The following is a 13,467-nucleotide window of genomic DNA, read 5'->3' on the forward strand; positions in this document are numbered from 1 at the left end:
ATGCACGCCGCTTTTGCCTGGCGCAGTTGCACCGGGCCATTCATTGGACACCGAGGGCTTTACTGCATGTCGAAAGAAGACAGCTTCGAAATGGAAGGCACTGTCGTCGACACCCTGCCCAACACCATGTTTCGTGTGGAGTTGGAAAATGGGCACGTCGTAACCGCGCACATCTCCGGCAAGATGCGCAAGAACTACATCCGTATTCTTACCGGCGACAAAGTGCGCGTCGAGCTGACGCCCTATGACTTGAGCAAAGGGCGCATCACTTACCGCGCTCGCTAATCAGGTCAATACAAGACGCCCGGCTTATGCCGGGCGTTTTTGTTTGTGGGCGATTTGCCCGCCGCCGATCCACTGGTCCACTGATCCCTGTAGGAGCTGCCGAAGGGGATCGGTGCATATCTGACGGACAGCCAAAAGGCGCCTTTCAGCGCCTTTTGGCTTTGCTTCCAAACGTCAGGCCATCTCGGCTGTGGTCTCGAACTCGAAGGTCAGCTCGCCGTCCTTGATGTCGATGTGCACCACACCGCCATGTTCGGCCAGTTCGCCAAAGAGAATCTCCTCCGCCAGCGGACGCTTGATCTTGTCCTGGATCAGGCGCGCCATTGGGCGAGCACCCATCGCCGCGTCGTAACCACTTTCGGCCAGCCAGCTGCGGGCCGCATCAGTGACTTCCAACAACACACGCTTGTCTTCCAGTTGCGCCTGAAGCTCGGTAAGGAACTTGTCCACCACGCTCTTGATGACCTCATGGCTGAGGCGACCAAACTGGATGATGGTATCCAGACGGTTGCGGAATTCCGGCGTGAAGCTCTTCTTGATCACTTCCATCGCATCGGACGAGTGATCCTGATAGGTGAAACCGATCGAAGCGCGGGCTGCGGTCTCGGCACCGGCGTTGGTCGTCATGATGACGATCACGTTACGGAAATCCGCCTTGCGCCCGTTGTTATCGGTCAACGTACCGTGATCCATCACCTGCAGCAGCAGGTTGAAGACTTCCGGATGCGCCTTCTCGATCTCATCGAGCAACAGCACGCAGTGTGGCTGCTTGGTGATGGCTTCGGTGAGCAGGCCGCCCTGATCGAACCCGACATAACCCGGAGGCGCACCGATCAGACGCGATACGGTGTGGCGCTCCATGTACTCGGACATGTCGAAGCGAATCAACTCGACACCCAAGGCCTTGGCCAACTGACGCGCCGCTTCGGTTTTACCGACACCGGTAGGCCCTGCGAACAGGAACGAACCGACAGGTTTGTCAGGGGATTTGAGGCCGGCACGGGACAGCTTGATCGCGGTTGCCAGCGAATCGATCGCGGCATCCTGACCGAACACGGTCAATTTCAGGTCACGCTCAAGGTTACGCAGCAACTCTTTATCGGAGCTGGTGACGTGTTTTGGCGGAATCCGCGCAATCTTCGCAACGATGTCCTCGACCTGAGGCACTTCGATGCGTTTAACGCGCATTTCCACCGGTTGCAGACGCTGATAGGCACCCGCCTCATCAATGACATCAATGGCCTTGTCCGGCATGTGACGATCATTAATGTAACGCGAGGCCAGTTCGGCAGCCGCGCGCAGGGCTTCATCACTGTATTCGATATTGTGATGGCTTTCGAAACGCCCCTTCAGGCCGCGCAGAATGCCAATGGTGTCTTCCACCGAAGGCTCCGACACATCGACCTTCTGGAAGCGCCGAGCCAAGGCACGGTCCTTCTCGAAGATCCCGCGGAACTCCTGGAACGTTGTGGAACCGATGCAGCGGATATCACCGGACGACAGCAGTGGCTTGAGCAGGTTCGAGGCATCCATGACACCACCGGACGCGGCACCCGCACCAATGATGGTGTGGATCTCGTCGATGAACAGGATCGCCTGCGGACGTTTTTTCAGCTCATTGAGCAACGCCTTGAAGCGCTTCTCGAAATCGCCACGGTACTTGGTACCGGCCAGCAAGGCACCCAGGTCAAGGGAGTAAACCACGCTGTTGGCCAGCAGGTCCGGCACCTGGTTGTCGACAATGCGCTTGGCCAGGCCTTCGGCAATCGCGGTTTTACCCACGCCCGCCTCGCCCACCAGCAGCGGGTTGTTTTTGCGACGACGCGCAAGGATCTGCGCGACACGCTCGACTTCCAGCTCACGACCTACCAACGGATCGATACGACCCTGGCGCGCCAGTTCGTTGAGGTTGCTGGCATAAGCATCCAGGGGATTACCCGAGGAAGAAGACTCACCGCCCTCGTCGTCCTGCATATCTTGCTCACCTTCAGAGTGATCGCCATGCCCCGGCACCTTGGAAATGCCGTGGGCGATGTAGTTGACGACATCTATACGGGCGACGCTCTGCTGCTTCAGCAGGAACACCGCCTGACTCTCTTGCTCACTGAAGATCGCGACCAGCACGTTGGCACCAGTCACTTCGCGTTTGCCCGAGCTCTGTACGTGAAACACAGCACGTTGCAGGACACGCTGGAAGCCCAGGGTTGGCTGGGTTTCGCGATCCTCGTCATGCACGGGGATCAATGGCGTGGTGGAGTCGATGAACTCCTGCAGGTCATGCTTGAGTTTGTCGAGGTTTGCACCGCACGCACGCAAAACGGTGGCGGCAGCCTCATTGTCCAATAGGGCCAGCAAGAGGTGTTCGACGGTCATGAACTCATGACGCTTCGAACGGGCCTCCTTGAAGGCAAGATTGAGGGTGACTTCGAGCTCGCGGTTTAACATAGCTTCACCTCATACCCAAGTGGTCGGCGATTAACCGTCCTTCTCGATTTCACAGAGTAGCGGATGCTGGCTTTCCCTGGCGTACTGGTTGACCTGCATGGCCTTGGTCTCGGCGATGTCGCGGGTAAACACTCCACATACTGCCCGCCCTTCTGTATGGACGGCCAGCATGACCTTGGTCGCCAGCTCGCGATTCAGGTTAAAAAACACCTCGAGCACTTCGACGACGAAATCCATCGGTGTGTAGTCATCGTTGAACAAAACCACCTTGTACATCGGCGGCGCCTGTAGTGCAGGCTTTGCCTCCTGAACAGCAATGCCTGTGGAATCGTCGTCGTGTAAATCAGGGCGATCCTGATTGAATGTTAGTCGAATCTGGCTGATTGCATGCATGGAAAGAAAGGTTCGTCAGTTGTTCAAATACATTGGTGGGGGCGGCTATTAGCGTTTTCAACTCCGACTGCCCGGTCAGCTTGACTATCGGCAAAACGGTGTTACAACCAATAGAGCCCACAGTGGGTAAAAAAGGTCCGCGGAGTCAATCTTATTTACAGATTCGACTGCGGATGTACTGGATGATACTCCAGTGATGGAGTCTGTTGCAGAGGGAGTTGGGTATGTCAGTTGGCAAGGTGAAATGGTTCAACAATGCCAAGGGATTCGGTTTCATTAACACCGATGCCAAAGAAGGCCGTGATGAGGACGGCAAGGAAATCGATTTCTTTGCTCACTATTCGGCCATCGCGATGGACGGCTACAAAACCCTCAAGGCCGGACAAATCGTCAGCTTCGAGATCGTTCAGGGCCCCAAAGGCTTGCATGCATTGAATATCACGTCTGCCACGCTCCCGAGCGAACAGACCGCGCCCGCCACCCAGCACGAAACGGTGTCGAGCTGACGCAACCCGTCATCCAGTCATAAAAAAACCGCCTGACTCAACTTATTGAATCAGGCGGTTTTTGTGTGCCTGCGCGTTCTTACATGTGCGAGATCAGCGCATCACCGAAACCGGAAGACGATACCAGCTTCGCACCTTCCATCAGACGTTCGAAGTCATAGGTCACGGTCTTGGCGGAAATCGCGCCGTTGGTGCCCTTGATGATCAGGTCGGCTGCTTCGGTCCAGCCCATGTGGCGCAGCATCATTTCAGCGGACAGGATCAGCGAACCGGGATTGACCTGGTCCTTGCCGGCGTATTTCGGCGCCGTACCGTGGGTGGCTTCGAACATGGCCACGGTGTCGGACAGGTTGGCACCTGGCGCGATACCGATACCACCCACTTCCGCCGCCAGGGCGTCGGAGAGGTAGTCGCCGTTCAGGTTCAGGGTCGCGATCACATCGTACTCGGCCGGGCGCAGCAGGATCTGCTGGAGCATGGCGTCGGCGATGGCATCCTTGACGATGACGTTCTTGCCGGTTTTCGGGTTCTTGAACTGCATCCACGGACCGCCGTCGAGCAGGGTCGCGCCGAACTCTTCAGCCGCCACTTCGTAGGCCCATTCCTTGAAGGCACCTTCGGTGAACTTCATGATGTTGCCTTTGTGCACGATGGTCAGCGAATCGCGATCGTTGTCGACCACGTATTGCAGGGCCTTGCGTGCCAGACGCTTGGTGCCTTGCAGGGACACCGGCTTGACGCCGATACCGCAGTTTTCGTCGAAACGGATCTTGGTAACGCCCATTTCTTCTTTGAGGAACTTGATGACCTTGGTGGCTTCCGGCGTGCCGGCCTTCCACTCGATGCCGGCGTAGATGTCTTCGGAGTTCTCGCGGAAGATGGTCATGTCGACATCGCCTGGCTTCTTGACCGGGCTAGGCACGCCTTCGAACCAGCGCACCGGGCGCAGGCAGACGTACAGGTCGAGTTGCTGACGCAGGGCCACGTTGAGGGAACGGATGCCGCCACCGACCGGGGTGGTCAGAGGACCTTTGATGGAAACCACGTAATCCTTGACCGCGTCCAGGGTTTCCTGAGGCAGCCAGGTGTCCTGATCGTAAACCTGAGTCGCTTTCTCCCCGGCGTACACTTCCATCCAGGAAATCTTGCGCTCGCCACCGTAAGCCTTCTTAACAGCAGCATCGACAACCTTGATCATGACCGGGCTGATGTCGACACCAATGCCGTCGCCTTCGATGAAGGGGATGATCGGGTTATTAGGAACATTGAGAGAATGGTCTGCATTGACGGTGATTTTGTCGCCGACGGCTGGAACCTGAATCTTCTTGTAACCCATGCTGAACTCCATTGATTGGATTGAACATCTGGCTTGGTTCGAGCGTAACCCAGTTGAATCGGCGCGCAAACCCTATGTTCCATCCATCTGGCGCAAAGCCTTGCAACTCGTGCGCTACAAGCCTGAAAGCAAAGGGAAAAGCGCCAAAACCAAGCACGACGAATGACTCTACGCCCGACTTGCCCCTGCGACCTTTAGACCAATGGACGACATTCGTTGCGTATGAACCATCGGCAGATTGCCAGCTACCTATGTATAATGCCGCCGCTGACCACAGGGTCACGACGGTTGAAGTGCTCTACGACGAGACTTTCCGCCTGGCAGGCCGGCCTGTTATCGCAGTCCGGCCACTTGACGCCTTACTGATGCACCCAACATCACAGCAACGAAACCTCGATATTCGGCTCATGGATGACTTTGAACGAACGCGCTTACCCGGCGCCCTCGAGTTTCTGCGCACGCTTTAGCAAAGAAGAGAGAGTTAATCCGAATATGCCCACCCGCTCGAAGATCATCTATACCTTCACCGACGAAGCTCCTGCCCTCGCCACCTATTCACTGTTGCCTATCGTAGAGGCGTTCACCGCCTCGGCTGATATCGCCGTTGAAACCCGCGATATCTCTCTTGCAGGGCGCATCCTGGCCAGCTTCCCCGAGCAACTGGGTGACAAAGCCGTAGCCGACCACCTCGCCGAACTGGGCGCCCTGGCCGTTACGCCTGAAGCCAACATCATCAAGCTGCCGAACATCAGCGCTTCGGTTCCACAACTGCAAGCCGCGATCAAAGAGCTGCAAGCTCAGGGCTACGCACTGCCGGACTACCCTGAGACCGTCACCAGCGACGCCGACAAAGAAGCCAAGGCGCGTTACGACAAAATCAAGGGCAGCGCCGTGAACCCGGTTCTGCGTGAAGGCAACTCCGACCGCCGCGCTCCGCTGTCGGTCAAGAACTACGCACGCAAGCACCCGCACAAAATGGGCGCCTGGGCCAAGGACTCCAAGTCCCACATCGCACACATGAGCACCGGCGATTTCTACGGCAGCGAAAAAGCTGCCCTGATCGACGCCGCTGACGCCGTGAAGATCGAACTGATCGCTCAAGACGGCACCGCCACCGTCCTGAAAGAAAAGACCAGCGTACAAGCCGGTGAGATCCTCGATTGCGCGGTATTGAGCAAAAACGCCCTGCGCAGCTTCATCGCGGCCGAAATCGAAGACGCCAAGGCACAAGGCGTGCTGCTGTCGGTTCACTTGAAAGCCACCATGATGAAGGTCTCCGACCCGATCATGTTCGGCCAGATCGTTGCCGAGTTCTATAAAGACGCACTGGCCAAGCACGCTGACGTGCTGGCACAGATCGGCTTCAACCTGAACAACGGCATCGGCGACCTGTACGCTCGCATCAAGGCCTTGCCTGCCGAGCAGCAAGCGCAGATCGAAGCTGACATCCAGGCGGTCTACGCCGTTCGCCCATCGCTTGCGATGGTCAACTCCGACAAAGGCATCACCAACCTGCACGTGCCGAGCGACGTCATCGTCGACGCCTCGATGCCAGCAATGATCCGTGACTCCGGCAAGATGTGGGGCACCGACGGCCAGCTGCACGACACCAAGGCCGTGATCCCGGATCGCTGCTACGCGACCATCTACCAGGCAGTGATCGAAGACTGCAAGGCCAACGGCGCGTTCGATCCGACCACCATGGGCAGCGTGCCGAACGTTGGCCTGATGGCGAAGAAAGCCGAAGAGTACGGCTCCCACGACAAGACTTTCCAGATCAAGGCTGACGGCGTTGTTCGCGTCACCGACAGCAAGGGCAACCTGCTGATGGAACAGGCTGTCGAGGCCGGCGACATCTTCCGCATGTGCCAGACCAAAGACGCGCCGATCCAGGACTGGGTCAAACTGGCCGTCAACCGTGCTCGCGCAAGCGCGACCCCGGCAATTTTCTGGCTGGACCCAATGCGCGCCCACGATGGCGTGGTGATCGAGAAAGTTCAGGCTTACCTGAAGGATCACGACACTGCCGGCCTGGACATCCAGATCATGTCGCCAGTCGACGCCATGAAGTACACCCTGCAGCGCACCCGCGCAGGCAAAGACACCATCTCGGTGACCGGTAACGTACTGCGCGACTACCTGACTGACCTGTTCCCGATCATGGAACTGGGCACCAGCGCCAAGATGCTGTCGATCGTGCCGCTGATGAACGGCGGTGGCCTGTTCGAAACCGGCGCTGGCGGTTCGGCTCCGAAGCACGTTCAGCAGTTGCTGGAAGAAAACTTCCTGCGCTGGGATTCGCTGGGTGAATTCCTGGCCCTGGCCGCGTCCCTGGAACACCTGGGCGTGACCTACAACAACCCTAAGGCGCTGGTGCTGGCCAAGACCCTGGACCAGGCCACCGGCCAGTTCCTGGACAACAACAAGTCGCCATCGCGCAAAGTCGGCAACATCGACAACCGCGGCAGCCACTTCTACCTGGCACTGTACTGGGCTCAAGCCCTGGCTGCCCAGACCGAAGACACTGCACTGCAAGCGCAGTTCGCGACCCTGGCCAAGACCCTGACCGAGAACGAGGCGACCATCGTTGCCGAGCTCAACGCCGTTCAGGGCAAGCCAGTGGACATCGGCGGTTACTACCACGCCGACGCCGAGCTGATCAGCAAGGCCATGCGCCCAAGCGCAACCTTCAACGCGGCAGTTGCTGCGCTGGTTTAAGGTTGTAAGGGAACATCACAAACCCCGGCCCTGTGCCGGGGTTTGTGTTTATGGCTGGAGCTCAAAACCCTGTAGGAGCTGGCTTGCCAGCGAAGGCGATTTATCATTCAAAACCTTCATTGACTGATCCACCGCTTTCGCTGGCAAGCCAGCTCCTACAGGGTTCGGTTTTCAACTTTCAACATTGAGGGAACACACATGGACTGGAAACCCCACATCACCGTCGCTACCATCGTCGAAGACAACGGCCGATTCCTGATGGTGGAAGAACTCAAGCACGGGCGCGTCGTACTCAACCAGCCCGCCGGTCATCTGGACCCGAACGAAACCCTGACCGAAGCCGCCGTGCGCGAAACCCTCGAGGAAACCGGCTGGGACGTCGAACCCACCGGCGTGCTGGGCATTTACCTCTACACCGCCCCGAGCAACGGCGTGACCTACCAGAGGGTCTGCTTCATCGCCAAACCACTGAAACACCACGCGGATTATCAACTGGATGACGGCATCATCGGCGCCAAGTGGTTGACCCGCGAGGAATTAATCGAGCAGCGCGACAACTGGCGCAGCGAGCTGATCATCCGCTGCATCGACGACTATCTGACAGGCCAACACTTCGGCCTCGAATTGATCCGTCCTTCTCTTTAGCCTTGCGGGCCTTAGCCTGCTAGAATCGCGTCCTTTTTCAAGACACTCATTGAATCCCTATGCGTGATCCAGCCCCTTCTGACACACAAAAGAAGCGCGTCATTGTCGGCATGTCCGGCGGCGTGGACTCTTCCGTTTCCGCCCTCCTGCTGATCGAGCAGGGCTATGAGGTGGAAGGCCTGTTCATGAAGAACTGGGAAGAAGACGATGGAACGGAATACTGCACCGCCATGGATGATCTGGCGGATGCCCAGGCCGTGTGCGACAAGATTGGCATCAAGCTGCACACCGCCAACTTCGCCGCCGAGTACTGGGACAACGTGTTCGAGCACTTCCTGGCCGAATACAAGGCCGGACGCACGCCGAACCCGGACATCCTGTGCAACCGCGAAATCAAGTTCAAGGCGTTCCTCGACTACGCCATGATGCTCGGCGCCGACCTGATCGCCACCGGTCACTACGTGCGTCGCCGCGACATCGACGGCCGCACCGAACTGCTCAAGGGCCTGGATCCGAACAAGGACCAGAGCTACTTCCTGCACGCCGTCGGCGGTGAACAGATCGCCAAGACCCTGTTCCCGGTCGGCGAGCTGGAAAAACCGCAAGTGCGCGCCATTGCCGAGAAATACGAACTGGCGACCGCGAAGAAAAAGGATTCCACCGGGATCTGCTTTATCGGCGAGCGCCGCTTCAGCGACTTCCTCAAGCAGTACCTGCCAGCGCAACCGGGCGAGATCAAGACCACCGAAGGTGAAGTCATCGGCCGTCACCACGGCCTGATGTACCACACCATCGGCCAGCGCCAGGGCCTGGGCATTGGCGGGCTGAAAGATGCCAGCGATGAGCCGTGGTACGTGCTGATCAAGGACCTGGAACACAACGAGCTGATCGTTGGCCAGGGCAACGATCACCCGTGGCTGTTCTCCCGCGCCCTGCTCGCTTCCGATATCTACTGGGTCAACCCGATCGATCTGAGCCAGCCACGCAAGCTGACCGCCAAGGTTCGTTATCGCCAGAGCGACCAGCCGTGCACCCTGGAAAAAACCGCCACCGGTTATCGCGCGACCTTCGATGATCCGCAACGCGCGGTCACTCCGGGCCAGTCCGTGGTGTTCTACGACGGTGAAATCTGCCTCGGCGGCGGCGTGATTGAAGTAGCCGAGCCGTGGACGAGCAAGGGCCAGGCCCTATGAACCCGATTCAGGAGCAACTGACAGCACTGGGCGGCGTGTTTCTCGCCGCCGTGCTGGTGGACAGGATTGCCAAGTCCGGCCAGACCAACGAAGCCGGACTGACCTGCATGCTCGGTAGCCTGCTGATCCGCGACCCCAAGGACACTTTGGAAGTCTACGGCGGCGACGACATCAACCTGCGCGAAGGCTACCGCGCGCTGATTGGCGCCCTCGAACGCGATCCAAGCGCCCTGCAGCGCGAACCGCTGCGTTATGCCCTGGCCATGCTCGGCCTTGAACGTCAGCTGGCCAAGCGCAACGACATGCTCGACGTGATTGGCAAGCGTCTGCCGCAGATTCAGTCCCAGGTCGAACACTTCGGCCCGGCCCACGAAAACGTGATCGCTGCATGCGGCGCGCTGTATCAGGACACCCTGAGCACCCTGCGCCAACGCATCCAGGTGCACGGTGACATGCGCAACCTACAGCAACCGAGCAATGCCTCGAAAATTCGCGCCCTGCTGCTGGCCGGCATCCGTTCGGCGCGCCTGTGGCGGCAATTGGGCGGTCATCGCTGGCAGCTGGTGATCAGCCGCCGCAAATTGCTGAAAGAGCTTTACCCGTTGATGCGTAACGAATAACCCGCATCGACAGAACTGAACATAGCAATACGCGTAATACGCCGGTCAGTTGGCGACGGACCGGCGGATTTTTTCATGTATGATACGCGCCCCATTTCGTTGCCCGACTGTCCGAGAACACCCCATGCAGCTCTCTTCGCTCACTGCGGTTTCCCCTGTTGACGGCCGCTACGCCGGCAAAACCCAGGCCCTGCGCCCAATTTTCAGCGAGTACGGCCTGATCCGTGCCCGCGTTCTGGTTGAAGTGCGCTGGCTCCAGCGCCTGGCCGCTCACCCTGCCATCAGCGAAGTGCCGGCGTTCTCTGCCGAAGCCAACGCTGTGCTCAACACCCTGGCGGAAAATTTCTCTCTGGAGCACGCCGAGCGCGTCAAAGAGATCGAGCGCACCACCAACCACGACGTCAAGGCCATTGAATACCTGCTCAAAGAGCAGGCGGCCAAGCTGCCGGAACTGGCCAAGGTCAGCGAGTTCATCCACTTTGCCTGCACCAGTGAGGACATCAACAACCTGTCCCACGCCCTGATGCTGCGCGAAGGCCGTGATGACGTGATGCTGCCGCTGATGCGCCAGACCGCCAACGCCATCCGCGAACTGGCGATCCGCTTCGCCGACGTACCGATGCTGTCGCGCACCCACGGTCAACCGGCCTCACCGACCACCCTGGGTAAAGAACTGGCGAACGTGGTTTACCGCCTGGAGCGCCAGATCGCTCAAGTCGCTGCCGTTCCGCTGCTGGGCAAGATCAACGGCGCTGTCGGCAACTACAACGCCCACCTGTCGGCCTACCCCGAGATCGACTGGGAAGCCAACGCCCGCGCCTTCATCGAAGACGAGCTGGGCCTGGGCTTCAACCCGTACACCACGCAGATCGAACCGCACGACTACATCGCCGAGCTGTTCGACGCGATTGCGCGCTTCAACACCATCCTGATCGACTTCGACCGCGACATCTGGGGCTACATCTCCCTGGGCTATTTCAAGCAGCGCACCATCGCTGGCGAAATCGGCTCGTCGACCATGCCGCACAAAGTCAACCCGATCGACTTCGAGAACTCCGAAGGCAACCTGGGCATCGCCAACGCACTGTTCCAGCACCTGGCGAGCAAACTGCCAATCTCTCGTTGGCAGCGCGACCTGACCGACTCCACCGTACTGCGCAACCTCGGTGTCGGCTTCGCCCACAGCGTGATCGCCTACGAAGCCAGCCTCAAGGGCATCAGCAAGCTTGAGCTCAACGAGCAGAAGATTGCCGCTGACCTGGACGCCTGCTGGGAAGTACTGGCCGAGCCGATCCAGACCGTAATGCGTCGCTACAACATCGAAAACCCGTACGAAAAGCTGAAAGAACTGACCCGCGGCAAGGGCATCAGCCCAGAAGCGCTGCAGACTTTCATCGACGGCCTGGACATGCCAGCCGCCGCCAAGGCCGAGCTGAAATTGCTCACCCCGGCCAACTACATCGGCAACGCTGTAGAACAAGCCAGACGCATCTGATCGACCGCTAGACCCTTTTAAGACGCCCGGCAGCGCCGGGCGTTTTTATTCCCGTCTGAAAAGTGCATTTTTTCAATAGGTTACACATGAATCCTGATATTCCTCTTCAACTTCTGGGCGGCATCACGGCACGGGAATTCCTGCGCGACTACTGGCAGAAAAAACCACTGCTGATCCGCCAGGCGATTCCTGATTTCGAAAGCCCGATCGACGCCGACGAACTGGCCGGCCTGGCGCTGGAAGAAGAAGTCGAATCGCGACTGATCATCGAGAATGGCGAGCGTCCGTGGGAACTGCGTCGCGGCCCGTTCGCCGAAGATGAATTCAGCAAGCTGCCTGAACGTGACTGGACCCTGCTGGTTCAAGCCGTGGATCAATTCGTGCCGGAAGTCAGCGAACTGCTGGAAAACTTCCGCTTTCTGCCGAGCTGGCGCATCGACGACGTGATGATCAGCTACGCCGCGCCAGGTGGCAGCGTTGGTCCGCACTTCGACAACTACGACGTGTTCCTGCTGCAAGGCCACGGCAAGCGCAACTGGAAGATCGGCCAGATGTGCAACACCGAGAGCCCGATGCTGACCCACGCCGACCTGCGCATCCTCTCCGAATTCGAAGCCACCGATGAATGGGTGCTGGAACCGGGCGATATGCTCTACCTGCCACCGCGCCTGGCCCATTGCGGCGTTGCCGTTGATGAATGCATGACCTACTCGGTCGGCTTCCGCGCACCGAGCGCCGCTGAAGTGCTGACCCACTTCACTGACTTCCTCAGCCAGTTCCTGTCGGACGAAGAACGCTACACCGACGCCGACGCCTTGCCGACTGCCGACCCTCACCAGATCCAGCGCGATGCACTCGACCGCTTGAAAGGCCTGCTGGCCGAGCACATGAGCGACGAGCGCCTGCTGCTGACCTGGTTCGGCCAGTTCATGACCGAGCCACGTTACCCGGAACTGGTGGTGGGCCCGGAAGACGTCGAAGAAGAGGACTTCATGTCCGCCCTGGAGCAAGGCGCGATCCTGATTCGCAACCCGAGCGCACGCCTGGCGTGGTCTGAAGTCGATGACGACCTGCTGCTGTTCGCCAGCGGCCAGAGCCGTTACCTGCCAGGCAAGCTGCGCGAACTGCTGAAGATGATCTGCGCCGCCGACTCGCTGCACGCCGACAACCTCGGCGAATGGCTGAGCGACGAAGACGGCCGCGGCCTGCTGTGCGAACTGGTCAAGCAAGGAAGCCTGGGGTTTGCCGATGAATAAGATTCACGTACGTGTCGCAGACTGGCAAAAGGACAACGCCGAGATCCGGCGCATTCGTGAGACGGTGTTCGTCGCCGAGCAATCCGTTCCGCCAGAATTGGAATGGGACGCCGATGACATTGATGCAGTGCATTTCCTCGCTTACGAAGGCGACTTTCCAATTGGCACCGCCCGCTTGCTGCCCGATGGTCACATCGGCCGAGTGTCGGTGCTCAAGGACTGGCGTGGCCTGAAAGTCGGCGACGCACTGATGCAAGCGGTGATTGGCGAAGCTGAAGAGCACGGGTTGAAGCAGCAGATGCTCAGCGCTCAAGTGCAAGCCACGGCGTTCTATGAGCGCCTGGGCTTTCACATGGTCAGTGAGGAGTTCCTGGAAGCCGGGATTCCGCATGTGGACATGGTGCGGCATTCGGCCTGAGACCCTGTGATGAGGGGGCTTGCTCCCGCCGGGTCGCGAAGCGACCCTAAATTATTGGGGCTGCTGCGCAGTCCAGCGGGAGCAAGCTCCCTCGCCACAAAAGCACTCGACCACACCACAAAACGCCCCGCTATCTTCGGATACCGGGGCGTTTTGC

At 59.0% G+C, this 13,467-nt stretch carries 13 protein-coding genes; 10 read left to right on the top strand and 3 right to left on the bottom strand.

The window, feature by feature from the left end; genetic code table 11:
* The first annotated feature begins 66 nt into the window (after positions 1-66).
* On the top strand, positions 67-285 hold the full coding sequence (infA, locus tag AC1D19_RS22245; protein ID WP_002553999.1) for a translation initiation factor IF-1: 219 nt from the start codon (positions 67-69) through the stop codon (positions 283-285).
* 174 nt (positions 286-459) lie between these two features.
* On the opposite strand, the gene clpA is transcribed toward infA, so the two are convergent.
* Both clpA and clpS read right to left on the bottom strand, forming a co-directional pair.
* Positions 460-2,730, bottom strand: a complete 2,271-nt coding sequence (gene clpA, locus AC1D19_RS22250) for an ATP-dependent Clp protease ATP-binding subunit ClpA (RefSeq protein WP_477759981.1) — start codon at positions 2,728-2,730, stop codon at positions 460-462.
* A gap of 30 nt (positions 2,731-2,760) precedes the next feature.
* Entirely contained in the window at positions 2,761-3,123 is a 363-nt protein-coding gene (clpS, locus tag AC1D19_RS22255) for an ATP-dependent Clp protease adapter ClpS (protein ID WP_032829596.1), read from the bottom strand.
* 224 nt (positions 3,124-3,347) lie between these two features.
* Here clpS and AC1D19_RS22260 point away from each other — a divergent pair, with 224 nt between their 5' ends.
* Positions 3,348-3,629, top strand: a complete 282-nt coding sequence (locus tag AC1D19_RS22260; protein WP_477755246.1) for a cold shock domain-containing protein — start codon at positions 3,348-3,350, stop codon at positions 3,627-3,629.
* 79 nt (positions 3,630-3,708) lie between these two features.
* Here the strand turns inward: AC1D19_RS22260 and icd are convergent, their stop codons facing one another.
* Positions 3,709-4,965, bottom strand: coding sequence for an NADP-dependent isocitrate dehydrogenase (icd, locus tag AC1D19_RS22265; RefSeq protein WP_007972065.1), 1,257 nt, complete (start codon positions 4,963-4,965; stop codon positions 3,709-3,711).
* Between icd and AC1D19_RS22270 the strand changes: the two genes are divergently transcribed.
* The 8 genes from AC1D19_RS22270 to AC1D19_RS22305 all read left to right on the top strand — a co-directional run bounded on the left by AC1D19_RS22270 (position 4,964) and on the right by AC1D19_RS22305 (position 13,310).
* Positions 4,964-5,131, top strand: coding sequence for a hypothetical protein (locus AC1D19_RS22270; protein ID WP_191628038.1), 168 nt, complete (start codon positions 4,964-4,966; stop codon positions 5,129-5,131). The two genes, icd and AC1D19_RS22270, sit on opposite strands and share 2 nt — an antisense overlap.
* 326 nt (positions 5,132-5,457) lie before the next feature.
* Positions 5,458-7,683: an NADP-dependent isocitrate dehydrogenase gene (locus AC1D19_RS22275; protein WP_477764573.1), complete on the top strand. Its 2,226-nt coding sequence runs from the start codon at positions 5,458-5,460 to the stop codon at positions 7,681-7,683.
* A gap of 198 nt (positions 7,684-7,881) precedes the next feature.
* Complete coding sequence (locus AC1D19_RS22280) at positions 7,882-8,328, top strand: NUDIX hydrolase (RefSeq protein ID WP_477764574.1); 447 nt, start codon at positions 7,882-7,884, stop codon at positions 8,326-8,328.
* Between the two features lie 59 nt (positions 8,329-8,387).
* Complete coding sequence (gene mnmA / locus AC1D19_RS22285; protein WP_477764575.1) at positions 8,388-9,521, top strand: tRNA 2-thiouridine(34) synthase MnmA; 1,134 nt, start codon at positions 8,388-8,390, stop codon at positions 9,519-9,521.
* Entirely contained in the window at positions 9,518-10,141 is a 624-nt protein-coding gene (gene hflD, locus AC1D19_RS22290) for a high frequency lysogenization protein HflD (protein WP_108217855.1), read from the top strand. Before mnmA ends, hflD begins: the two co-directional genes overlap by 4 nt.
* A gap of 124 nt (positions 10,142-10,265) precedes the next feature.
* Positions 10,266-11,636, top strand: coding sequence for an adenylosuccinate lyase (gene purB / locus AC1D19_RS22295; protein WP_007981277.1), 1,371 nt, complete (start codon positions 10,266-10,268; stop codon positions 11,634-11,636).
* An 86-nt stretch (positions 11,637-11,722) separates the two neighbouring features.
* Complete coding sequence (locus AC1D19_RS22300) at positions 11,723-12,892, top strand: ribosomal protein uL16 3-hydroxylase (RefSeq protein ID WP_477759982.1); 1,170 nt, start codon at positions 11,723-11,725, stop codon at positions 12,890-12,892.
* Complete coding sequence (locus AC1D19_RS22305) at positions 12,885-13,310, top strand: GNAT family N-acetyltransferase (RefSeq protein ID WP_477757067.1); 426 nt, start codon at positions 12,885-12,887, stop codon at positions 13,308-13,310. The genes AC1D19_RS22300 and AC1D19_RS22305 overlap by 8 nt, the downstream gene beginning before the upstream one ends.
* Positions 13,311-13,467: the final 157 nt, after the last annotated feature.

The sequence above is a fragment of the Pseudomonas sp. P1_C12 genome (genome assembly GCF_056406435.1).

What these genes read in the sequence shown, in the direction of transcription:
- infA (WP_002553999.1), top strand. Translation starts at nt 67, where the DNA reads ATGTCGAAAGAAGACAGCTTCGAAATGGAAGGCACTGTCGTCGACACC.
- clpA (WP_477759981.1), bottom strand. Translation starts at nt 2,730, where the DNA reads ATGTTAAACCGCGAGCTCGAAGTCACCCTCAATCTTGCCTTCAAGGAG.
- clpS (WP_032829596.1), bottom strand. Translation starts at nt 3,123, where the DNA reads ATGCATGCAATCAGCCAGATTCGACTAACATTCAATCAGGATCGCCCT.
- AC1D19_RS22260 (WP_477755246.1), top strand. Translation starts at nt 3,348, where the DNA reads ATGTCAGTTGGCAAGGTGAAATGGTTCAACAATGCCAAGGGATTCGGT.
- AC1D19_RS22270 (WP_191628038.1), top strand. Translation starts at nt 4,964, where the DNA reads ATGCTGAACTCCATTGATTGGATTGAACATCTGGCTTGGTTCGAGCGT.
- icd (WP_007972065.1), bottom strand. Translation starts at nt 4,965, where the DNA reads ATGGGTTACAAGAAGATTCAGGTTCCAGCCGTCGGCGACAAAATCACC.
- AC1D19_RS22275 (WP_477764573.1), top strand. Translation starts at nt 5,458, where the DNA reads ATGCCCACCCGCTCGAAGATCATCTATACCTTCACCGACGAAGCTCCT.
- AC1D19_RS22280 (WP_477764574.1), top strand. Translation starts at nt 7,882, where the DNA reads ATGGACTGGAAACCCCACATCACCGTCGCTACCATCGTCGAAGACAAC.
- mnmA (WP_477764575.1), top strand. Translation starts at nt 8,388, where the DNA reads ATGCGTGATCCAGCCCCTTCTGACACACAAAAGAAGCGCGTCATTGTC.
- hflD (WP_108217855.1), top strand. Translation starts at nt 9,518, where the DNA reads ATGAACCCGATTCAGGAGCAACTGACAGCACTGGGCGGCGTGTTTCTC.
- purB (WP_007981277.1), top strand. Translation starts at nt 10,266, where the DNA reads ATGCAGCTCTCTTCGCTCACTGCGGTTTCCCCTGTTGACGGCCGCTAC.
- AC1D19_RS22300 (WP_477759982.1), top strand. Translation starts at nt 11,723, where the DNA reads ATGAATCCTGATATTCCTCTTCAACTTCTGGGCGGCATCACGGCACGG.
- AC1D19_RS22305 (WP_477757067.1), top strand. Translation starts at nt 12,885, where the DNA reads ATGAATAAGATTCACGTACGTGTCGCAGACTGGCAAAAGGACAACGCC.